Source organism: Kocuria sp. CCUG 69068 (genome assembly GCF_020833785.1).
Taxonomy (GTDB): domain Bacteria; phylum Actinomycetota; class Actinomycetes; order Actinomycetales; family Micrococcaceae; genus Kocuria; species Kocuria rosea.
Genome location: NZ_PDDL01000041.1, coordinates 1 through 20,968, shown reverse-complemented (window position 1 = coordinate 20,968; position 20,968 = coordinate 1). Strand labels below are relative to the sequence as shown.

At 73.5% G+C, this 20,968-nt stretch carries 20 protein-coding genes; 16 read left to right on the top strand and 4 right to left on the bottom strand.

Annotated features, from left to right (window positions below):
* Positions 1-149 precede the first annotated feature (149 nt).
* Positions 150-1,013 (bottom strand): DUF3097 domain-containing protein, encoded by an 864-nt coding sequence (locus tag CRM73_RS09770; protein ID WP_109222631.1) that lies wholly within the window; start codon positions 1,011-1,013, stop codon positions 150-152.
* A 174-nt stretch (positions 1,014-1,187) separates the two neighbouring features.
* On the opposite strand from CRM73_RS09770, the gene hrcA reads away from it, so the two are divergent.
* The 3 genes from hrcA (at position 1,188) to CRM73_RS09755 (ending at position 4,203) form a co-directional block, all read left to right on the top strand.
* A complete protein-coding gene (gene hrcA / locus CRM73_RS09765) occupies positions 1,188-2,195 on the top strand; it encodes a heat-inducible transcriptional repressor HrcA (RefSeq protein ID WP_109222630.1) in 1,008 nt (335 codons plus the stop codon).
* Between the two features lie 71 nt (positions 2,196-2,266).
* A complete protein-coding gene (gene dnaJ, locus CRM73_RS09760) occupies positions 2,267-3,418 on the top strand; it encodes a molecular chaperone DnaJ (protein WP_035928454.1) in 1,152 nt (383 codons plus the stop codon).
* Positions 3,415-4,203 carry a 16S rRNA (uracil(1498)-N(3))-methyltransferase gene (locus tag CRM73_RS09755; RefSeq protein WP_109244400.1) on the top strand — a complete coding sequence of 263 codons (789 nt, stop codon included), beginning with the start codon at positions 3,415-3,417 and terminating at the stop codon, positions 4,201-4,203. The genes dnaJ and CRM73_RS09755 overlap by 4 nt, the downstream gene beginning before the upstream one ends.
* Before the next feature lie 16 nt (positions 4,204-4,219).
* Here the strand turns inward: CRM73_RS09755 and CRM73_RS09750 are convergent, their stop codons facing one another.
* Positions 4,220-5,146 (bottom strand): GerMN domain-containing protein, encoded by a 927-nt coding sequence (locus tag CRM73_RS09750; RefSeq protein WP_052133025.1) that lies wholly within the window; start codon positions 5,144-5,146, stop codon positions 4,220-4,222.
* 287 nt (positions 5,147-5,433) lie between these two features.
* Here CRM73_RS09750 and CRM73_RS09745 point away from each other — a divergent pair, with 287 nt between their 5' ends.
* The 8 genes from CRM73_RS09745 (at position 5,434) to CRM73_RS09710 (ending at position 14,655) form a co-directional block, all read left to right on the top strand.
* Complete coding sequence (locus CRM73_RS09745) at positions 5,434-6,519, top strand: PhoH family protein (protein WP_017833978.1); 1,086 nt, start codon at positions 5,434-5,436, stop codon at positions 6,517-6,519.
* A complete protein-coding gene (gene ybeY, locus CRM73_RS09740) occupies positions 6,519-7,025 on the top strand; it encodes an rRNA maturation RNase YbeY (RefSeq protein WP_229587536.1) in 507 nt (168 codons plus the stop codon). The genes CRM73_RS09745 and ybeY overlap by 1 nt, the downstream gene beginning before the upstream one ends.
* A gap of 9 nt (positions 7,026-7,034) precedes the next feature.
* Positions 7,035-8,363, top strand: coding sequence for a hemolysin family protein (locus tag CRM73_RS09735; protein ID WP_370658534.1), 1,329 nt, complete (start codon positions 7,035-7,037; stop codon positions 8,361-8,363).
* Complete coding sequence (locus tag CRM73_RS09730; RefSeq protein ID WP_229587534.1) at positions 8,356-9,432, top strand: GTPase Era; 1,077 nt, start codon at positions 8,356-8,358, stop codon at positions 9,430-9,432. Before CRM73_RS09735 ends, CRM73_RS09730 begins: the two co-directional genes overlap by 8 nt.
* Positions 9,433-9,585: 153 nt before the next feature.
* Positions 9,586-11,055: an LCP family protein gene (locus tag CRM73_RS09725; RefSeq protein WP_144836112.1), complete on the top strand. Its 1,470-nt coding sequence runs from the start codon at positions 9,586-9,588 to the stop codon at positions 11,053-11,055.
* A gap of 178 nt (positions 11,056-11,233) precedes the next feature.
* Positions 11,234-12,979, top strand: a complete 1,746-nt coding sequence (leuA, locus tag CRM73_RS09720) for a 2-isopropylmalate synthase (RefSeq protein WP_017833983.1) — start codon at positions 11,234-11,236, stop codon at positions 12,977-12,979.
* Positions 12,980-13,105: 126 nt separating this feature from the next.
* Positions 13,106-13,858: a DNA repair protein RecO gene (gene recO, locus CRM73_RS09715; RefSeq protein ID WP_109269172.1), complete on the top strand. Its 753-nt coding sequence runs from the start codon at positions 13,106-13,108 to the stop codon at positions 13,856-13,858.
* A gap of 2 nt (positions 13,859-13,860) precedes the next feature.
* Positions 13,861-14,655 (top strand): isoprenyl transferase, encoded by a 795-nt coding sequence (locus CRM73_RS09710; RefSeq protein WP_109269173.1) that lies wholly within the window; start codon positions 13,861-13,863, stop codon positions 14,653-14,655.
* Here the strand turns inward: CRM73_RS09710 and CRM73_RS09705 are convergent.
* Positions 14,607-15,665 carry an alpha/beta hydrolase gene (locus CRM73_RS09705; protein ID WP_017833986.1) on the bottom strand — a complete coding sequence of 353 codons (1,059 nt, stop codon included), beginning with the start codon at positions 15,663-15,665 and terminating at the stop codon, positions 14,607-14,609. The two genes, CRM73_RS09710 and CRM73_RS09705, sit on opposite strands and share 49 nt — an antisense overlap.
* A 96-nt stretch (positions 15,666-15,761) precedes the next feature.
* On the opposite strand from CRM73_RS09705, the gene CRM73_RS09700 reads away from it, so the two are divergent.
* Complete coding sequence (locus tag CRM73_RS09700) at positions 15,762-16,850, top strand: quinone-dependent dihydroorotate dehydrogenase (protein WP_109269174.1); 1,089 nt, start codon at positions 15,762-15,764, stop codon at positions 16,848-16,850.
* A gap of 147 nt (positions 16,851-16,997) precedes the next feature.
* On the opposite strand, the gene CRM73_RS09695 is transcribed toward CRM73_RS09700, so the two are convergent.
* The gene (locus CRM73_RS09695) at positions 16,998-17,603 is read right to left on the bottom strand and encodes a DUF3043 domain-containing protein (protein ID WP_031283270.1); all 606 of its coding nucleotides are present in this window, start codon (positions 17,601-17,603) and stop codon (positions 16,998-17,000) included.
* Between the two features lie 62 nt (positions 17,604-17,665).
* Here CRM73_RS09695 and CRM73_RS09690 point away from each other — a divergent pair, with 62 nt between their 5' ends.
* The 4 genes from CRM73_RS09690 to CRM73_RS09675 form a co-directional block, all read left to right on the top strand.
* Positions 17,666-19,087 carry a dipeptidase gene (locus CRM73_RS09690; protein WP_017833989.1) on the top strand — a complete coding sequence of 474 codons (1,422 nt, stop codon included), beginning with the start codon at positions 17,666-17,668 and terminating at the stop codon, positions 19,085-19,087.
* Positions 19,088-19,171: 84 nt separating this feature from the next.
* Positions 19,172-19,543 carry an iron-sulfur cluster assembly accessory protein gene (locus CRM73_RS09685; protein WP_017833990.1) on the top strand — a complete coding sequence of 124 codons (372 nt, stop codon included), beginning with the start codon at positions 19,172-19,174 and terminating at the stop codon, positions 19,541-19,543.
* Between the two features lie 250 nt (positions 19,544-19,793).
* Entirely contained in the window at positions 19,794-20,675 is an 882-nt protein-coding gene (coxB, locus tag CRM73_RS09680) for a cytochrome c oxidase subunit II (RefSeq protein WP_031283271.1), read from the top strand.
* A gap of 9 nt (positions 20,676-20,684) precedes the next feature.
* A partial coding sequence (locus CRM73_RS09675) for a cbb3-type cytochrome c oxidase subunit I (RefSeq protein ID WP_229587532.1) occupies positions 20,685-20,968 on the top strand: 284 nt, incomplete at its 3' end.

Here is a 20,968-nt window from a genome sequence, read left to right as displayed (position 1 = left end):
TCCTTCGGCGGTGGGACCGCGGCGGGGCCGCGGACGGTGGGTGGGACACGACCATCCTACCGACCGGCCCGGAGGCGGAGGATCGGCCCCGCGCACGTGTGCCTTTGTGACGATCTGCTGGGCGTTGCCCGTGCACGCGGGGCGCCGGGTCAGGCCCCGGGGGCGGTGAGGAAGTCGATGAGCTCCTCGACCCGGCCCAGCAGGGACGGCTCGAGGTCGGCGTAGCTGTCCACGCGGGACAGGATGTGCTGCCAGGCCCGGCCGAGGTCGCCGGGGGTGCGGTGCGGCCACCCGAGGGCGGCGGCGGTGCCGGTCTTCCAGTCCGTGCCCCGCGGGACCACGGGCCAGGCGTCGATGCCGAGGGTGCGCGGCCTGACCGCCTGCCAGATGTCGACGTACGGGTGGCCCAGCACCAGGACGTTGCCCGCTGCGCCGGGCAGGCGCATGGTCTCCGCGGCGATCCTCGACTCCTTGGAGCCGGCCACGAGGTGGTCGACGAGGATGCCGAGCCGCCGCCCGGGGCCCGGCCCGAACTCCCGCACGGCGGCGGGCAGGTCGTCGATGCCGTGCAGCGGCTCCACGACGATGCCCTCGACCGCCAGGTCGTGGCCCCACACCTTGGCCACCAGTTCGGCGTCGTGGTAGCCCTCGACCCACACCCGGGAGGCCTTGGCGGTGCTCGCGCGCAGCCCTTCGACGGCCACGGAGCCCGAGCGCGTGCGGGAGGGCTTGCGCGCCGCGGGGGCCCGGCGGGGCTCGACGACGACCACGGGCTCGCCCTCGAGCAGGAACCCCGGTCCCAGGGGGAACGCCTTGACCCGCCCCCTCCGGTCCTCGAGTCCCAGCACGCGCATCCCGCCGATGGTCTCCAGGGACACGACCGCGCCGACCCAGCCGGTCGCGACGTCCTCCAGGATCATCCCCGGGGCGACCGGGACCTCCGCGGAGACCGGCCGGCGGCGGGCGAGGGCGTCGTCGTCGAGGCTGCGCGGCCCCCAGCCGTGGTGGCTCATGGTCGTCCTCCCGGGTCGCGGTGCCGCGCGTCCGGCGCGGATCAGCCGGAAGCGTACCAAACCGCGGGGGCGACCGGCCGTCGGACACGGGGGCTACACTGGACGCCGTTGGCACTGTGGCCACCCGAGTGCCAGGGCATCTTCGGGGGCGTGGACGAACCGGGGAGGAGCGACGTGAACCATCCGAGACGACTGCAGATCCTGCAGGCCATCGTGGAGGACTACGTGCACTTCCGCGAGCCGGTCGGCTCCAAGGCCCTCGTGGACCGGCACCGGCTCGGCGTCTCGTCGGCCACCGTGCGCAACGACATGGCCGCGCTCGAGGAGGAGGGCCTGATCACGGCCCCCCACACGAGCTCGGGCCGGATCCCCACGGACAAGGGCTACCGCACGTTCGTCGACCAGATCGCGGCCGTCAAGCCGCTCTCGGGCCCGGAACGGCGGGCCATCCAGCGGCTGCTGGACGACGCCGCGGACATCGACGACGTCATGGAGCGCACCGTGCGGCTGCTCGCGCAGCTCACCCAGCAGGTCGCGGTCGTGCAGTACCCGCACGCCTCCGGGGTCACCGTGCGCCACGTCGAGGTCGTGGACCTCGGCGCCGGCCGGGTGCTGGTGGTGCTCATCCCGACCAACGGCCGGGTGGCGCAGCGCGTCGCCGTGCTGCGGGCGCCGCTCGAGGAGTCCCAGCTGCTCGAGCTGCGCGCCCGGGTGCTGGCCGCCGTGGTCGGGCGCTCCCTGACCGCGGTGCCGGACGCCCTCGCCGTGATGACCGCGGCCACCGCCCCGCCGCTGCAGTCGGCCGCCGCCGCCGTGGCGGAGGCCGTCGGCGCCCTCGCGGCGGGCGGGGCCGAGCACCGCATGGTCATGGCCGGCACCGCCAACCTCGCCCGCTCCACCGGGGACTTCCACCTGAGCATCGGCCCGGTCCTCGAGGCCCTCGAGGAGCAGGTGGTGATGCTCCGGCTGCTCTCCGAGATGGAGCAGGACGCCCGCGGGGTGGCCGTGCGGATCGGCACGGAGAACGCCGAGGGCCCCCTGTCCGAGGCCGCCGTCGTCGCCACCGGCTACGGGCCGCAGTCCAAGGTGGGGGTCGTGGGCCCCATGCGCATGGACTACCCGTCCACGATGGCCGCCGTGCGCGCCGTCGCCCGCTACCTCTCCCGTATCCTCGGGGGCTGAGCCCCCGCGGGCCCCGTCCCCGGGGCCCACCAGCGAAACCCACCACAGACCTCTCGACAGAACGGACCACGGTGAGCGATCACTACGAGACCCTGGGCGTGTCCCGGGACGCCAGCCAGGAAGAGATCAAGAAGGCCTACCGCAAGAAGGCCCGCCGGCTGCACCCCGACGTCAACCCCGGCCCGGAGGCCGCCGAGGACTTCAAGCGCCTCTCCCACGCCAACGACGTCCTCTCCGACCCCGAGAAGCGGCGCGTCTACGATGCGACCGGCAACGAGAACGGCACCGACACCGGCTTCGGCGGGGGCTTCCCCGGCACGGGGTTCGGCTTCGCCGACATCTTCGACACCTTCTTCCAGGGCGCCGGCGGCGCCGGCTCCGGCCGGCGCGGACCCGCGTCCCGCACCCGCCAGGGCCAGGACGCCCTGATCAACGTCCGGGTCACCCTCCGGGACGCGGTCTTCGGCACGGAGAAGAAGATCACCGTGGACACCGCCGTGGTCTGTCCCACCTGCGACGGCACCTGCTGCCAGGCGGGCACCCAGCCCGAGACCTGCGACGTCTGCCACGGATCCGGCCAGGTGCAGCGCCAGGTCCAGTCGATCCTCGGGACCGTGGTCACGGCGGCGCCGTGCGCCACCTGCCAGGGCTTCGGCACCGTCATCAAGCACCCGTGCCACGAGTGCTACGGCGAGGGCCGCGTGCGCGACCGCCGCCCGCTGACCGTCAAGATCCCCGCCGGCGTCTCGACCGGCAACCGGATCCGCCTCTCGGGTCAGGGCGAGGCCGGCACCGCAGGCGGGCCGAACGGCGACCTCTACGTCGAGCTCAAGGTCGATCCCGACCCCACGTTCGAGCGCCAGGGCGACGACCTGCACGCCCGCGTCCGGGTGCCCATGACCTCCGCGGCCCTCGGCACCACTGTGACCCTCGAGACCTTCGACGGCGAGCGCGAGGTGCCCGTCGGCCCCGGCACGCAGACCGGCCACACCGTGACCCTGCACGAGCTCGGTGCCACCCGGCTGCGCGGCGGCGGCCGGGGCGAGCTGTTCGTCCACCTCGAGGTCGAGACCCCCACGGCGCTCGACGACGAGCAGCGCGAGCTGCTCGAGCAGCTGTCCCGGCTGCGCGGCGAGGACCAGTCCACCGGCACCACCCTGAACTCCCCGGCCGGCTCCGGCGGCTTCTTCTCCCGGCTCAAGGACCGGTTCTCCGACCTGTGAGCCTGCCGGTCTTCAAGGTCGAGCCGGGCCGGCTCGCCGGTCTCGGTCCCGGGGCGGCGCTCACCGTCACCGGCCCGGAGGCCCGGCACGCCGTCACCGTGCGCCGGCTCGCGCCCGGTGAGCGGCTCGAGCTCGTCGACGGTGCGGGGACCCGGGCCACCGGGGAGCTGCGCGCGGGGGACCGGGACAGCATGGAGGTCGGCGTGGTCTCGGTGACCACCGAGCCCGCCCGCACGCCCCGGCTGGTCCTCGTCCAGGCCCTCGCGAAGGGCGACCGGGACCTGCTGGCCGTGGAGACGGCCACCGAGCTGGGCGTCGACGCCGTGGTGCCCTGGCAGGCCGACCGCTCGATCGTGCGGTGGAAGAAGGAGCGCGCCGCCAAGAGCCACGAGAAGTGGGTGCACACCGTCGCGGCGGCCGCCAAGCAGTCGCGGCGGGCGGTCTGGCCCGAGGTGCTGCCCCTGTCCGCCACCCCTGAGCTCGCCCGCCTGCTCGGGGAGCCGGGGACCCGCGGCCTCGTCCTGCACGAGGAGGCGCACGAGTCCCTCGCCGACCTGGCCGGCGCCGCCGGCACCCCCGGTGCCCCGTGGGCGGGCGCCGAGCGGATCGTTCTGGTGGTGGGCCCCGAGGGGGGCGTCGCGCCGGCGGAGCTCGAGGTCCTGGCCGGGGCGGGGGCCCTCGCGGTCCGGCTCGGCCCGGAGGTGCTGCGCAGCTCCACCGCCGGACCGGCCGCGCTGGCGGTGCTCAGCGCCGCACTCGGCCGCTGGGCGTCCGGGACCCCCTGAGCCCCGGACGTCCGGTTCAGCCGGGGACGACCTCCACGTCCTTGTCGTCGCGCACGGTCCCGCCCTCGGCGTCCCGGCCGACGACCGTCACCACGTAGGGGCCCGGCTCCAGCTCGAGCTCGGCCCGGAACCCGGCGGTCCCGTCGCCCCGCGGGACCTCGTCCGCCGTGCCGCTCGAGACGCGCTCCCCGTCCGGTCCGGCCACGGTCCACCGGCAGTCCCGCACCTCGTCCAGCGCCCGTCCCGAGAGGGTGAGGGTCCCCTCGGACCGTTCGTCCTGCCGGGGCTCGTCGAGCCAGAGCGGGGCCTCCAGCGCCTCGTCGGGGCGGAGAGGGCCGTCGAGGCGCACGGAGCCGAAGACCTCCTCGTCGGGCCGGCCGTCCACGAGCACCACGACCTCGGCCGCGGAGCCCTCCGGCAGCAGGCCCGCCGTGGCCGCCGTGGCGGTCACGGTGTGCGCGAGCTGCTGGAGGGCCAGCCGGACCTCGCGGTCGTCCAGGTCCGGGCGGAAGGCCTCGGACGGCAGGTCCACGGTGATGGTCCCGCCCGGGGACGTCGAGGCGCCCACCCGGTCCACCGGGGACCACAGCGTCCGGTAGTCCGGGTCCTCCGGGGTCGCCCCGGTCATCAGCGCCGCCGCCGCCGCGATGGGGTCCACGGCCGCGGCCGCCTCGGAGGCGTCCCGGAACTCGCGGAACAGCCGCTCCTCGCCGTCCGCGCGGCCCACCCAGTAGACGGGCAGCTTCGTGGTGGCCACCCGGCCGTCCGCGGTGCTCGCCGTGGTGGACGCGGCCGGCGCGGCGCCCGACGCGCTGACCGTGCCCTCGAGGGCGGGCTCCGGACCGGTGCCGCACGCGCCGAGGACCAGGGCGCCCACGGCGGACAGGGCGAGCACGGGGAGCCGGCCGCGGGCGGACCGGGGCCGGGAACGGGCAGTGGCCATGGGGGGACGCGCACCTCGGCTTTCCGGGATCGGGTGGGGCGGTGCCGGCACCGGGGGAGGCCGCACCTGTCCCCCTGCCGGAGGACCGGACCATTCCAGCACAGGGCCCGTGGACGCCCCCAGCCGAGGAGCCCCGGCGGGCGTGACCGATACCAAATCGCAATGTGCGGCGGGCGACCTCCGGTGCCGGAGCCGCGCGGTACCCTGGGGTGAGGACGAGTCCCGTCCGCCGTCCCTACCACGGCGACCCACGAGAGAGCGAGAGCACGGCCCGCGCGGCCGGACCCATGACTGAGACGCTGCCCGGCACCACGCACCCCCTGACGGCCCGCACCGTCATCACCTTCCCCGACCGCGAGACGATGGTCCGGTGCCTCGGCTCCGGGGACGACACCCTGCGCCAGGTGGAGACGGCGTTCCCCGGCCTCACGACCAGCCCGCGCGGTCTCGAGCTCGGCATCGAGGGCCCCAGCGGGCCCGTGCAGATCGTCGCCACCCTCTTCGACGAGCTGAAGGTCCTGGCCGGCCGCGAGACCGCGGTCACCCCGCAGGTCATCACCCAGCTGCTCGAGCTGATCGGCAGGGACCTCACCGCCCGCCCCAGCGGCGCCCTGACCCAGAACATCCTCTCCGGCCGCGGCCGCAAGATCCGCCCCAAGACGCTGCACCAGAAGACCTACGTGGATGCCATCGACGAGCACACCGTGGTCTTCGGCATCGGTCCCGCCGGCACCGGCAAGACCTACCTGGCCATGGCGAAGGCCGTCCAGGCGCTGCAGGCCAAGGAGGTCTCCCGGATCATCCTCACGCGCCCCGCCGTGGAGGCGGGGGAGCGGCTGGGCTTCCTGCCCGGGACGCTCAGCGAGAAGATCGACCCGTACCTGCGCCCGCTCTACGACGCGCTGCACGACATGATGGACCCGGACTCGATCCCCCGCCTCCTGGAGGCGGGCACCATCGAGGTCGCCCCCCTCGCCTACATGCGCGGCCGCACCCTCAACGACGCGTTCATCATCCTCGACGAGGCGCAGAACACCACGCCCGAGCAGATGAAGATGTTCCTCACCCGGCTCGGCTTCGGCTCCAAGATGGTCGTCACCGGGGACGTCACCCAGGTGGACCTGCCGGGCAGCGCGTCCTCCGGTCTGCGCCAGGTCCAGCACGTGCTCAGCGGCGTCCCGGACGTCGCGTTCACGGAGATGACCGCGGAGGACGTGGTGCGCCACGAGCTGGTGGGCCGGATCGTCAGCGCCTACGACGCCTTCGACACGACCAACCGGCACCGCAACGAACGGCGCCGGCGCAAGGACGACGCCCGTGCCGCCCGCGACGCCGCGCCGGCGGCCCCGGACGCGGACGGGGCGGAGGCCTGATGGCCGTCGAGTTCGACCTGCAGGTCGACCCGCAGGACGTCCCCGCCGGGGACCGCGCGGCCTGGGAGGCGGTCGACGTCGAGCTGCTGGGCCGGCTCGCGGACCACGTCCTGGAGCGCCTGCACGTCCACCCCGACGCGGAGCTGTCCATCGCGGTGGTCGACGAGGACGAGATGGCCCGCCTGCACGTCGAGTGGATGGACCTGCCCGGCCCCACGGACGTGCTCTCCTTCCCCATGGACGAGATGCGCCCGGGGACCCCGGAGGAGCCCGCGGAGGGCACCCTGGGCGACATCGTGCTGTGCCCCCCGGTCGCCCGCCGGCAGGCCGAGGCCGGCGGTCACTCCGTCGCGGACGAGCTGTGCCTGCTCACCACCCACGGGATCCTGCACCTGCTGGGGCACGACCACGCCGAGCCCGAGGAGCGGCAGGTCATGTTCGCCCTCCAGCGGGACCTGCTCACCGACTTCCTCGGCCGGCCCGCGCCGGTCGAGACCATGGAGTAGCGCCCCATGATGACCACTGCCGTCCTGGTCGTCGCGGCGATCGTGTTCCTGGGCACGGCGTTCGTCCTCACGGCCGCCGAGACGGGCCTGACCTACCTGCCCCGCGCGGACGCCGAGGCCATCGCCCGGGACGCCCCCGACTCCTCCGCCGCCAGGATCCTGGCCACGCCCACCGCGCACCTGCAGGCCCTGCGCTTCTGGAGCGTGTGGTTCGAGACGGCCTCCGCCGTGGCGGTGGCCCTCGCGATGTTCGACGGCCTCGACGACGTCTGGCTCGCCGGTCTCCTGGCCACCGTGGTGATGGCCGCCGTGGGCTTCGTCCTCACCGGGGTCTCCCCGCGCCAGGTCGGGCGCAGCCACGCCGCCGGCACTCTCCGGGCGACCGCCGGCCTGGTGCGCCTGCTGCGCATCGTGCTCGGGCCGGTCCCCGGGATGCTCGTGCGGCTGGGCTCCTCGGGCACCCGGGACGCGGGGAACATCGCCCCCGGCTACCTCACCGAGGAGGAGCTGCTGGAGTTCGTGGACCGGTCCACGGGCCAGGCCCTCATCGAGGACAACGAGGCGGAGCTGCTGCACTCGGTCTTCGACCTCGACGACACCAACGTCCGGGCCGTCATGGTGCCCCGCACCGACATGGTCTCCGTCGACGACGACGACACCGTGGACAACGCCCTGAACCTCTTCTTCCGCTCCGGCTACTCCCGCATCCCGGTGATCGGCGAGAGCGCCGACGACGTCCTCGGCATCCTGTACCAGAAGGACCTCGCGGAGCGGGTGCACCGGCTGGGCACCGGGCTGCGGCTCACGGGGCTCTCCGAGCTCGCCCGCGAGGTCCGCTACGTGCCCGAGTCGAAGAAGGTCAACGAGCTGCTGCGCGAGATGCAGCTCGAGTCGATCCACGTGGCGATCGTCGTCGACGAGTACGGCGGCACCGCCGGGCTGGTGACCCTCGAGGACCTCATCGAGGAGCTGCTCGGCGAGATCGTCGACGAGTACGACCGCGAGAAGCCCGAGGTCGCCGAGCTCGGCGACGGCCGCTACCGCATCTCCGCCCGGCTCAGCGTCGAGGACCTGGGCGACCTGTTCGGCCTCGACCTCGAGGACGACGAGGTGGACACGGCCGGCGGCCTGCTCGCCAAGTCCACCGGCCGGGTGCCCATCGTGGGCTCCCGCGCCACCGTCGAGGGCATCGTCCTCGAGGCCGTCACCCTGGAGGGCCGGCGCAACCGGGTGGGCCAGCTCGAGGTCCGCCGGGACCCCGACTGGGTCCCCCCGGGCTCCACGGCCGTGGAGCCCGCCGCCCAGGAGTCCGAGGAGGAGACCCACCACCATGTCTGAGCCCACACCCGCCGTGCCCCCTCGGGCCGGCGAGCCCACCACCGGGGAGCCGGTCCCGTTCCGCGCCGGCTTCGCCGTGCTGGTCGGCCGCCCCAACGCCGGGAAGTCCACGCTCACCAACGCCCTGGTCGGGCAGAAGGTCGCGATCACCTCGAGCCGGCCGCAGACCACGCGGCACACCATCCGGGGCATCGTGCACCGGCCCGAGGGCCAGCTCGTGCTCGTGGACACCCCGGGCCTGCACCGGCCGCGGACGCTGCTCGGCGAGCGGCTCAACGACCTCGTGGCGGACACCCTCGCGGAGGTCGACGTCATCGGCTTCTGCGTGCCCGCCGACGAGAAGATCGGCCCCGGGGACCGGTTCATCGCCCAGCAGCTCGCGGCCTCCGGCAACAAGCCGGTCGTGGCGATCGTCACGAAGACGGACACCGTCTCCCGCGCCGAGCTCGCCGAGCAGCTGCTGGCGGTCACCGAGCTGGGCCGCTCCGTCATGGAGGCCGAGCACCGGGTCCGCGCCGAGCGCGCCGAGCGTGCCGCCCGCAAGCCCCGCCACCGCTCCGCGGCCGCGCACGCGCCCCGTCCCGACGCCGACGACCCGGGCTGGGCCGAGGTCATCCCCGTCTCCGCCGTGGACGGCTTCCAGGTCGACGCCCTCGCCGGGCTGCTCATCGGCAGGATGCCGGAGTCCCCGGCCCTGTACCCCGACGGCGAGCTGACCGACGAGCCCGAGATGACGATGGTCGCCGAGCTCGTCCGGGAGGCCGCCCTGGAGGGGGTGCGGGACGAGCTGCCGCACTCCCTCGCGGTCGTGGTCGAGGAGATGGTGGCCCGCGAGGGCCGCCCCGCGGACCGGCCGCTGCTCGACGTGCGGGTCAACGTCTACGTCGAGCGGTCGTCGCAGAAGGCCATCATCATCGGCAAGGGCGGCGCGCGGCTGCGCGAGATCGGCACCCGGTCCCGGACCGCCATCGAGGCGCTGCTGGGCACGAAGGTCTACCTCGACCTGCACGTGAAGATCGCCAAGGAGTGGCAGCGCGACCCCAAGCAGCTGTCCCGCCTGGGCTTCTGAGCCACCCGGCGCCCCCGGATCGCGCCCCCACCCCGCCGCGTCGCCCGCCCCGAGTCCCGGGGCGGGCGACTAGCATGACACCCGGCGCCCCGGCCGGGCGCCGTCCCCCCGACCCCGGGCCCCGCGCCCGGGGCCTGCCAGGAGAGAGTCACCGTGTCCTCTACGCCCCCCGCCGCCCACGGACGCCACCGCGCCCGCCGATGGTCCCGGAAGCGCTGGGCCGCCGTCGGGCTGGTCGTCGTCCTGCTCGCGGTCCTCGGGGCCGGCGTGGCCGCGACCTGGCGGCTGCAGTCCAACCTGGACACCTCCCCGCTCGACCTCGGCGACGGGACCGGCCCCGAGGCCGGCCCGCTGGACATCCTCGTGATGGGCACCGACACCCGTGACGGCGAGGGCAACGACCGGTACGGCGACGACGAGGACAGCGCCGGCGCCGGCCTGACCGACGTCATGATGCTGGTGCACGTGAGCGAGGACCGCAGCGGCGTGACCGTGGTGTCCCTGCCGCGCGACCTGGTCGCGGACATCCCGCGCTGCACGGACCCCGAGTCCGGCGAGGTCCACCCGGCGGAGGAGGACGCGATGCTGAACTCGGCGATCGCCAACGGCGGCCCCGGGTGCACGGTCGCCACCGTCAACCAGATGACCGGCCTCAAGATCGACCACTTCATGCTCGCCGACTTCAACGCCGTCAAGGAGCTGTCCTCGACCGTGGGCGGCGTCGAGGTGTGCGTCAACGACGCCGTCGACGACCCGAAGTCGGGGCTGGAGCTGCCCGCCGGCGTCTCCTCCGTGGAGGGCGAGCAGGCCCTGGCGTTCCTGCGCAGCCGCGCCGCCTTCGGCGACGGCGGGGACACGAGCCGGATCCGCTCCCAGCAGTCGTTCCTCGCGTCCATGGCCCGCAAGATCAAGGACGAGGGGACGCTGTCGGACCTGCCGAAGCTCTACGAGATCGCCGACGTCGCCACCCGCAACCTGCACGTCGACGAGGGGCTCGGCTCCGTCCCGACGGTGGTCGGCCTCGGCACGGCGGTCCGGGGGATCGACCTGGGCAGCATGGTCTTCGTGACGGCGCCCACCGAGCCCTACGCGCTGGACCCCAACCGGCTCCAGCTCGACGCGGACCCGGCCGAGCACCTCTTCGAGGCGCTGCGCGAGGACCGGCCGCTCACGTCGCCCTCCGCGGAGCCGGCCGACGAGCCGACCTCCTCCGCGACCCCGTCGCCCGACGCCGCCGTCCCGGCCCCCACGGTCGACCCGGCCACGGTCCCGCTCACGGTCGCCAACGTCTCCGGCGTCGACGGCCGGGACGCGGACATCGCGGACGTGCTCGAGGACGAGGGCTACACGGCCGTCGAGTCCGGCCCGCAGGCCACCGAGCTGCCGGGCACGCAGATCTTCTTCGGCGCGGGGTGGTACGAGGCGGCCGTCGAGGTCGCCGAGCTGCTCGGCGTCCCCTCCTCGCAGATCGTGCCGACCACCGACGTGGTGGGGGTGTTCGTGTCGGTGGGCCAGGACTTCCGCGAGGGGGAGCGGCTCGAGCTCGGGGCGGGGCTGCCCGGGGAGCTCAACGGCCAGACCGCGGAGCAGTACACCTGCCAGCAGGCGGCCGGCGACTGGTGAGAACGCGACCCGGCGCGCCGGACGCCCCGTGATAGGTTGAACACATGCGGACCGGGACGCTCCTCCTCCTTACGTGCCGCAACGGGGCCTGACCCGAGGACTGGATGGCCGGCCTCCCGTTGCGGAGTTCCTGATGCCCGGCCACCCGCAGACGTCTCGAGCAGAACAGGCCCCTTCCATGCGCAACTACCAGCAGCCCTCCGGCATGCCGATCCACAAGTACGTGCCGTACCAGCAGCAGTTCCCGTTCGACCTCTCCGACCGCACCTGGCCGGACCGGGTGATCACCGAGGCGCCCCGGTGGTGCGCCGTGGACCTGCGGGACGGCAACCAGGCGCTGATCGACCCCATGAACTCCGACCGCAAGCTCAAGATGTTCGAGCTGCTCGTGCGGATGGGCTACAAGGAGATCGAGGTCGGGTTCCCCTCCGCCTCCCAGACCGACTTCGACTTCGTGCGCCGGCTCATCGAGGAGGACCGGATCCCCGACGACGTCACGATCCAGGTCCTGACCCAGTCCCGTGAGCACCTCATCGAGCGCACCTACGAGGCCATCGACGGCGCCGACAAGGCGATCGTGCACCTCTACAACGCGACCTCCACCCTGCAGCGGCGCGTGGTCTTCGACCAGGACATGGACGGGATCGTGGACATCGCCCTCACGGGGGCGCGGCTGTGCCTGAAGTACGAGGAGCAGCTGAAGAACACGTCCGTGACCTACGAGTACTCCCCGGAGTCCTACACCGGCACCGAGCTCGAGTTCGCGGCGCGCATCGCCAACGCCGTGGCCGAGACCTTCGAGATCGGCGGGGACCGGGAGATGATCCTCAACCTGCCCGCCACCGTGGAGATGGCCACCCCCAACGTCTACGCCGACTCCATCGAGTGGATGTGCCGCAACCTCTACAACCGGGACGCCACCGTGGTCTCCCTGCACCCCCACAACGACCGCGGCACCGGCGTGGCGGCGGCCGAGCTGGGCTACCTGGCCGGCGCCGACCGCATCGAGGGCTGCCTGTTCGGCAACGGTGAGCGGACCGGCAACGTGGACCTGGTGACCCTGGGCCTGAACCTGCTGACCCAGGGCGTGGACCCGCAGATCGACTTCTCCGACATCGACGACATCCGCCGGACCGTCGAGTACTGCAACCAGCTGCCCGTCCCCGAGCGGGCCCCCTACGGCGGGGACCTCGTGTTCACGGCGTTCTCCGGCTCCCACCAGGACGCCATCAAGAAGGGCTTCGACCGGATGGCCCGGGACGCGCAGGAGCAGGGCCGGGGCGTCGACGAGCTGGTGTGGGCCGTGCCCTACCTGCCCATCGACCCCAAGGACCTGGGCCGCACCTACGAGGCCGTCATCCGGGTGAACTCGCAGTCCGGCAAGGGCGGGGTCGCCTACCTGCTCGCCAACGAGCACGGGCTGGACCTGCCGCGGCGGGCGCAGATCGAGTTCTCCCGCGTGGTGCAGGAGCACACCGACACCTCCGGCGGGGAGGTCTCCGGCGCGGAGCTGTGGAAGGTGTTCGCGGACGAGTACCTGCCCACCGTCCAGGACGGGGACGCCGGGCGCTGGGGCCGGTACCGGATCACCAACATCACCACGACCTCCGAGGAGGACGGGGAGAGCACCCTCGAGATCGGCCTGGACGTCGACGGCGTCCAGCACCACCGCACGGCGCAGGGCAACGGCCCCATCGAGGCGCTGCAGACGATCCTCGCGTCCGAGGGCGTGGACGTGCGCGTGCTCGACTACAGCGAGCACGCCCTCTCGGCCGGCGGCGACGCCCAGGCGGCCAGCTACGTCGAGGCCGCCGTGGGGGACCGCGTCCTGTGGGGCGTCGGCATCGACGCGAACACCACCCGCGCGTCCCTGAAGGCCCTCGTCTCGGCGGTCAACCGGGCCGTGCGGGACGCCCAGGGCTGAGCGCCCGGCGCACCGTGCGACGGCGGGCCGCCCCGGACGTGGGGCGGCCCGCCGTCGTCGTCCCGCCCGGCCCGTCCCGCTGCGCCGTCGGCCTGCGCCGTCCGCCCCGCGTGGGACAATGATGCGGTGGCCAGGACGACGTTCGCATCACGCAGCTACCGGGACGACGCCGTCGTGCTGCGCACCTACAAGCTCGGCGAGGCCGACCGGATCGTCGTGCTCCTGACCCGGGACCACGGGCAGGTCCGGGCCGTGGCCAAGGGCGTGCGGCGCACGACCTCCCGCTTCGGCTCCCGGCTCGAGCCGTTCAACGTCGCGGAGCTGCAGCTGGTCACCGGTCGCAACCTCGACATCATCTCCCAGGCGCTGGGCAAGCGCGGCTACGGGTCGGTCATCGCCGCCGACTACGCCAAGTACACCGCCGCCGCGGCCATGACCGAGGCCGCGGAGAAGTTCACGGAGAACGACGACGAGTCCGCGGCCCAGCAGTACCGGCTGCTCGTCGGCGCCCTGTCCGCCCTGGCCCGCGGGCTGCACGAACCCGGGGCCGTCCTGGACTCCTACCTGCTGCGCGCCGTGTCCACGGCCGGGTGGGCCCCGAGCTTCACCGACTGCGCCCGGTGCGGCGCCCCCGGACCGCACGAGGCGTTCTCGGCCCCGCTCGGCGGCGCCGTCTGCCCGGCCTGCCGCCCGCCGGGGGCCGCCGCCCCCGACCCCGCGACCGTCGAGCACCTCTCCGCCCTGCTCACCGGGGCGTGGGAGCGGATCGACGCCGTGGAGCCCCGCACGGCCCGGGCCGCCGCCGGGATCGTGGCCACCTACGTACAGTGGCACCTGGAGAGGGCCGTCCGGTCCCTGAACCTCGTGGAACGGAGCTGACCATGCCCGGCTTTGCCGCCCCGCCCGCCCATCCCAGCGGCGCCAGCGCCCCGCCGATCCCGCGGCAGTTCGTGCCGCAGCACGTGGCCGTGGTCATGGACGGGAACGGGCGCTGGGCGAACCAGCGCGGGCTGCCGCGCAACGAGGGCCACAAGGCGGGGGAGGCGGCCCTGATCGAGGTGATGGCCGGGGCCATCGAGATGGACATCCCGTACGTCAGCGCCTACGCGTTCTCCACCGAGAACTGGAAGCGCTCCCTGGACGAGGTGACGTTCCTGATGAACTACACCGCCGACGTCATGGAGCGCCAGCTGCCCACCTTCCAGGAGTGGGGCATCCGGATCCGGTGGGCCGGGCGCAAGCCCCGCCTGTGGCGCTCGGTCATCAACCGCCTGGAGGAGGCCGAGCGGGCCACCCGCGACAACGACGTCGTCACCCTCACCATGTGCGTGAACTACGGGGGGCGGGCCGAGATCGCCGACGCCGCGGCCGCCATCGCCGCCGACGCCCGGGCGGGCGTCCTGAACCCGCGCAGCATCGACGAGAAGACCGTCCAGCGCTACCTCGACGAGCCCGACCTGCCGGACGTCGACCTCTTCCTGCGCTCCTCCGGGGAGCAGCGGATCTCCAACTTCCTCCTGTGGCAGTCCGCCTACGCCGAGCTCGTCTTCCAGGACGTGCTCTGGCCGGACGTCGACCGCCGCACCCTGTGGGAGGCCGTGGAGGTCTACGCCCGGCGGGACCGGCGCTACGGCGGAGCCGTCGACCGCGTCGCCGGCCCCGGCGCCTCCGCCTGAGGCCGGCGCCGTCGCAGACCGCGCAGCCAGGCGGCGAGATCCCTCTGCGCGGCCCGGCGCACGGCCTGCCGGGAGAGGTGCACGTCGTGGACGGCGCCCTCGTAGGAGCGCAGCGTCACGTCGGTGCCCAGATCGGGCGCGTGCCGGCGGATCTGCCGGACGTCCAGCACGGTGTCGGCCGAGCGCATCCGCTCGCTCCACCAGGGGCGGATGCACGAGCGGGCCGAGGTCTGCACCAGCACTGGAAGGTGAAGGTTCAAACCCTTCGCCACTTCACCCTGAGCCTGAAGGACAGCGTTGAGCCACCCCGGGGTGATGTCGAAGCTGGTCTCGGGCCGCCACCGGGCGTCGATCGGCCACTCGCCCTCCGCGTGCTCGCTGATCACCCGGTAGTAGTGGCTGCGCAGCCGGGCCCGCACCGGGACGTCCGGGCGCTGCTCGGCGAGCCGGGCCACCAGGGGGCGCAGGACGGCGCCCACGGCGTCGGAGCCGTGGCTGCCGATCCAGGGGGCGTTGAGGGCCAGTCCGTCGAGCCGGTCGGGGTGCCGTGAGGCCCACATCGCCGCGGTGAGCCCCCCGGTCGAGTGGCCCATCAGCACGAGCCGCCCCCGCGGACCGGGCAGACCGTCCTCGGCCATCACGCCGAGCGCCGCGGCGATGTCGTCGTCGTAGTCCGCGAGGTCCGTGGTGTGGCCCGGGCGGCCCTCCTCCACGGCGAGCACCTCGTCGGTGAGGTTCCGGCCGTAGCCGTGCAGGTCCAGGGCGTAGAACGCGTAGCCCGCGGCCGCGCACGTCCGGGCCAGCTCGGCGTTGAAGAAGTAGTCGGACCAGCCGTGCAGGTACAGCACGGCCCCGCGCAGTCGGCCCGGCACGAGCGGGACGTCCCCCGGCCGGTAGCGGACCACCGTGGCGGTGGAGTGGGGGGCGGAGCCGGGGTCCAGGTCCACGGTCCGCGCGCGGAAGCCGGGTCCCAGCACGTCGGGGACCCACGGGTCCGGGGGAGCACCCATGCCCTCACCTCGTGCGGGCGGCCCGTCGGGGCGCCGGTCCGTCAAGCCCCTCCGCGGCCGCCCGGCCGGAGGAGTGCCCTGTGGAAGACTGGGACCATGCGCTTCTACCCTACGTTCTTCACGGCTGTCTTCTCCCGGATGGACCCCGAACGGGCCCACCGGGTGGGGTTCCTCGGGATCCGGGCGGCGCGCGCCGCCCGGATCAGCACCGCGCTGCGGGTCTACACCCGGCCCGATCCCGCGCTCGAGGTGGAGGCGCTGGGCCTGCGGTTCCCGTCCCCGTTCGGGCTGGCGGCCGGTTTCGACAAGGGCGGCGAGGGGATCGGCGCCCTCACCGACCTCGGCTTCGGGCACGTCGAGATCGGCACCGTGACCGCCCAGGCGCAGCCGGGCAACCCCCGGCCCCGTCTGTTCCGGCTCGTCCGGGACCGGGCCGTGATCAACCGGATGGGCTTCAACAACGAGGGTGCGGCGGCCGTGGCCCCGCGCCTCGCGCAGGCGCGCCGCGAGCTCGAGGCGGACCACCGCGGCCGCGCCCGTCCGGTGCTCGGCGTCAACATCGGCAAGACCAAGGCGGTGCCGCTGGAGGACGCGGTGGACGACTACCTGCAGAGCGCCCGGGTCCTCGCCCCCCTCGCGGACTACCTCGTGGTCAACGTGTCCTCGCCCAACACCCCGGGCCTGCGCCAGCTGCAGGAGATCGAGAGCCTGCGGCCGCTGCTCGGCGCGGTGGGCCGCGCGGCCGACGAGGCCGCGGACCGGCACGTCCCGCTGCTCGTGAAGATCGCCCCGGACCTGTCTGACGAGGACGTGCTGGCCGTCGCGGACCTGGCCCTCGACCTGGGCCTGGACGGCATCGTGGCCACCAACACGACCATCGCCCGGACCGGGCTGGGGCTGGTCTCCGACCCCGCCGAGATCGAGGCCCATGGGGCCGGCGGGCTCTCCGGGGCCCCGCTGCGGCGGCGCTCCCTCGAGGTGCTGCGGCTGCTGCGCGAGCGCGTGGGGGACCGGCTGGTGCTGGTCTCCGTGGGCGGGGTGACCACGGCGGAGGACGTCCAGGAGCGCCTCGACGCCGGCGCGACTCTCGTGCAGGGCTACACCGCTTTCCTCTACGAGGGTCCCTTCTGGGCGCGCCGCATCAACCAGGGCCTGGCGCGCCGGGCGGGCCGCGCCTGGAGCTGACGGCTCACCGGGGCTGACGGCTCCCGTTACGACGGGGCGCCGCCGACCGCCGCCCCGTCGGCGGGCACAGGACTGCCCCCGGACCGTGCGGTCCGGGGGCAGTCCTGTCGCGGCCGGGCCCTGCGCCGGGCGCGGGCCGACCGGGGCTCAGGAGGGGCGCTCCCCGCGGGCGACCTGGGGCTTGGGCAGGCGGAGGCGGCGCATCGTGAAGGAGCGCATCGCGGCGTACCAGCGCACGCCGCGCTCCACGGTCCCGAACTTCGCCTGCATGGCCTTCTTCATCCGGGCCGTCGACAGCACGGCGTCCACGATGCCCAGGATCATCAGCGCCCAGATGAGGTAGACGCCGTAGGTGGCCACGTCCTGGACGGGGAAGAACAGGATGACGAGCGCGAGCAGCGCGACAACCATGAGGTACTCGCCCACGTTGATCCGGGAGTCCACCCAGTCCCGCGCGAACCGGCGCTGCGGGCCGCGGTCCCGCGGCCCGAGGAACCGTTCGTCCCCGGCCGCCATGCCGGCCTGCGCCCGCATCCGCTGCTCGCGCGCGGCGTCGCGGGACTGCGCCTTCGCGGCCTTGCGGTCCTCCGGGACCAGGGGCCGGCGCCGGGCCGCCTCCTGCTGCCGGCGGCTGGGCGTGGGCCGGCCCTTGCCCGGGGTCTGCCGCGGGGCGGCCACCGGTTCCGTGGGGGCGGCCGCAGCGGTCACCGACGTGGACCCTGCGCGGTCTGCTTCCTTCTTGCGTCCAAACACCCGTCAAGGATAGCCGACGGACCTGCCGGCCCCCGCCGGGCCCCGGACATAGGGTGGGTGCCATGAGCGAGCCCTGTGCCCCGACCGTCCCCGTCCCCGTCGACACCGTGCGCGCGGCCGTGCGCGCGGACATGCCGCGGACCCTCGAGCAGCTCGTCGAGCTGGTCGCGATCCCCGGCATCGCCTGGGAGTCCTTCGACGCCGCGCAGCTCGAGCGCAGTGCGGTGGCCGTGGCCGGCGTGCTCGCGGACGCCGGCCTGGAGGAGGTGGAGATCCTGCGCGTGCCCCTGGGTGACGGGCCGGGACACCCCGCCGTCGTCGCCCACCGCCGGCCCGCGCCCGGCCGGCCGACCGTGCTGCTCTACGCCCACCACGACGTCCAGCCCCCGGGCCGGCGCGAGCTGTGGGACTCCGAACCGTTCGTCGCCGAGGAGCGCGACGGCCGCCTGTACGGGCGGGGCGCGGCCGACGACAAGGCCGGGGTGATGGCCCACGCCGCCGCCCTGCGCGCCGCGACCGCCCACCGCGGCGACGACTTCGGCCTCGGCGTGACCGTCTTCGTGGAGGGGGAGGAGGAGGCCGGCTCCCCGTCCTTCCGGGACTTCCTGGAGGCCCACCGGGAACGGCTGGCCGCGGACGTCATCGTCATCGCGGACTCCGCCAACTGGGAGGTCGGCGTGCCCGCCCTGACCACGAGCCTGCGCGGGATGGTCGGCGCCGTCGTGGAGCTGTCCGTGCTCGAGCACGCCGTGCACTCGGGCATGTACGGCGGCCCGGTCCTGGACGCGCCCACGCTGCTGGCCCGGCTCATCGCGACCCTGCACGACGACGACGGCGCGGTCGCCGTCGAGGGGCTGCTCGCCGAGGACCGCACCGACCTGGTCTACGACGAGGAGCGGTTCCGGGCCGACGCGGCGGTCCTGGAGGGCGTCCGGCTGGCCGGGCGCGGTTCGATCGCCTCCCGGCTCTGGACGCAGCCCGCGCTGTCGGTCACGGGCATGGACGTCACGCCCGTGGACACCGCCGCCAACACCATCGCCGCATCCGCCCGCGCGAAGCTGAGCCTGCGCACGGCGCCGGGCCAGGACCCCGCCGAGGCCGCGGAGGCCCTCCGGCGCCACGTGGAGGAGCACGCCCCGTTCGGGGCGCACGTGCGCTTCGAGCTCGAGGAGACGGGACAGTCCTTCCGCACCGACATGAGCTCGGAGTCCGCGCGGATCGCCCGGTGGGCGCTGGGGGAGGCGTGGGGCCGGCCCGCCGTGGAGACGGGCATCGGCGGCTCCATCCCCTTCACCGCGGACCTCCTGGAGGTCTATCCTGAGGCCGGCATCCTCATCACGGGCGTCGAGGACCCGGACTCCCGGGCGCACAGCGCCAACGAGTCGCTGCACCTGGCGGAGTTCGAGCGCGCGGTGGTCGCGGAGACGCTGATGCTGCTCGCCCTCGACGACGCCGCCCGCCCCGGGCGGCGGATCCGGGAATGAACCCGATCGCCTATCCGTTGTGCCCGTGACAGACCCGCCGCCGGTCCGACCCCGTGCGGCACCCCTCCACAGAAAGTGAGCATCATGAGCGTCACGACCGAGAACGGCGCCGCAGTGGACGGCCTGCCCACCCACGGCGTCCAGCTGACCGACGTCGCGTCCCAGAAGGTCCGCGCCCTGCTCGAGCAGGAGGGCCGCACCGACCTCCGGCTGCGCGTGGCGGTCCAGCCCGGCGGCTGCTCGGGCCTCATCTACCAGCTGTACTTCGACGAGCGCATCCTGGACGGGGACTCCGTGCGGGACTTCGGCGGCGTCGAGGTCATCGTGGACAAGATGAGCGTGCCCTACCTCGAGGGCTCCACGGTCGACTTCGAGGACACGATCTCCAAGCAGGGGTTCTCGATCGACAACCCCAACGCGGGGGGTTCCTGCGCCTGCGGCGACTCCTTCCACTGAGTCCGTCCGCTCCTCCCGATAGGCCCGTCGTCCGTCCGGACGGCGGGCCTCTCGGCGTTTCCGGGGGGTCCCGCGGACCGCTCCAAGAGGGGCCTCCGAGCGCCGCGCGGAAGCTGACACTGTGTCACCAGATGTCAGCGACACGGGGTAAGCTCGGAGGGAAACATTCCACCTGACTGTGTCCGGGCTCTTCGAATCGGGGCCTTCGGCGCGCAGACGACGAGCACGAGAAGAAGAGGAAGGGCCGTCTGTGAGTTCGCACACACGAACCGACAGCCTCCGGCGCCGCACGGCGAAGGTGTCTGCGGTAGCAGTCCTGGCAGCAACCGCGCTGACGGGTTGCTCGGAAGAGGCGAAGCTCGGCTGGATGCCCACCGAGCGTGGCACCACCGACAACGCCGACATGATCCTCGACCTGTGGGTCGGGTCCTGGATCGCGGCCCTCGTCGTGGGACTGGTGACCTGGGGCCTCATGCTCTGGTGCATGATCGCCTACCGCCGGCGCAAGAACGAGACCGGCTACCCGCGCCAGGTGGCGTACCACGCCCCGCTCGAGGTCTTCTACACGATCGTCCCGATCGCCCTGATCATGTCCCTGTTCTTCTTCACCGAGCGGACCCAGGCCGAGATCACGGCCCAGCACGACAACCCGGACGTGACCGTCCAGGTCTACGGCAAGCAGTGGGCCTGGGACTTCAACTACCTGACCGACGACGTCTGGGACACCGGCATCCAGGGCCACCTCGACGGCGAGGAGGGCGTCCCCGAGCGGGTGCCCACCCTGTACCTGCCCGTCGACAGCGACGTCGAGCTGCAGGTCACCTCCCGCGACGTCATCCACTCCTTCTGGGTCCCCGCGTTCCTCGAGAAGGCGGACATGTTCCCGGGACGCACCAACAACATCAGCATCACCACGGGCCGTGAGGGCGAGTACTTCGGCAAGTGCGCCGAGTTCTGCGGCGAGTACCACTCGGAGATGCTGTTCAACGTCAACGTGGTCAGCCAGGCCGAGTACGACGCCCACATCCAGTCCTTGCGCGACGCCGGCCAGACCGGGGCCCTGGGCGAGGAGTACAGCCGCGACTCCTACCCGGGCGCGGACGACCAGCAGCAAGAATCTTTTAACAACTAAGGAGTACCGGTGTCCACACTCGAGTATTCACGGGACGAGGCAGCCACTGTCGCTCCGCGCGTGGTGCCCCGGTCCAAGGGACGGATGGTCGTCAACTGGATCACGTCCACCGACCACAAGACGATCGGGTACATGTACCTGATCACCTCCTTCGCCTTCTTCTGCATCGCCGGCGTCATGGCGCTGCTGATCCGCGCCGAGCTCTTCGCCCCGGGCATGCAGATCCTGGAGACCAAGGAGCAGTACAACCAGCTGTTCACCATGCACGGCACGCTGATGCTGCTGATGTTCGG

Excerpts from the sequence above, each read along its gene's own strand:
- ybeY (WP_229587536.1), top strand. The coding sequence starts at position 6,519 with ATGGCCGTCGAGTTCGACCTGCAGGTCGACCCGCAGGACGTCCCCGCC.
- CRM73_RS09685 (WP_017833990.1), top strand. The coding sequence starts at position 19,172 with ATGAGCGTCACGACCGAGAACGGCGCCGCAGTGGACGGCCTGCCCACC.
- CRM73_RS09745 (WP_017833978.1), top strand. The coding sequence starts at position 5,434 with ATGACTGAGACGCTGCCCGGCACCACGCACCCCCTGACGGCCCGCACC.
- leuA (WP_017833983.1), top strand. The coding sequence starts at position 11,234 with ATGCGCAACTACCAGCAGCCCTCCGGCATGCCGATCCACAAGTACGTG.
- CRM73_RS09705 (WP_017833986.1), bottom strand. The coding sequence starts at position 15,665 with ATGGGTGCTCCCCCGGACCCGTGGGTCCCCGACGTGCTGGGACCCGGC.
- CRM73_RS09690 (WP_017833989.1), top strand. The coding sequence starts at position 17,666 with ATGAGCGAGCCCTGTGCCCCGACCGTCCCCGTCCCCGTCGACACCGTG.
- CRM73_RS09730 (WP_229587534.1), top strand. The coding sequence starts at position 8,356 with ATGTCTGAGCCCACACCCGCCGTGCCCCCTCGGGCCGGCGAGCCCACC.
- CRM73_RS09700 (WP_109269174.1), top strand. The coding sequence starts at position 15,762 with ATGCGCTTCTACCCTACGTTCTTCACGGCTGTCTTCTCCCGGATGGAC.
- CRM73_RS09735 (WP_370658534.1), top strand. The coding sequence starts at position 7,035 with ATGACCACTGCCGTCCTGGTCGTCGCGGCGATCGTGTTCCTGGGCACG.
- CRM73_RS09750 (WP_052133025.1), bottom strand. The coding sequence starts at position 5,146 with ATGGCCACTGCCCGTTCCCGGCCCCGGTCCGCCCGCGGCCGGCTCCCC.
- CRM73_RS09710 (WP_109269173.1), top strand. The coding sequence starts at position 13,861 with ATGCCCGGCTTTGCCGCCCCGCCCGCCCATCCCAGCGGCGCCAGCGCC.
- CRM73_RS09770 (WP_109222631.1), bottom strand. The coding sequence starts at position 1,013 with ATGAGCCACCACGGCTGGGGGCCGCGCAGCCTCGACGACGACGCCCTC.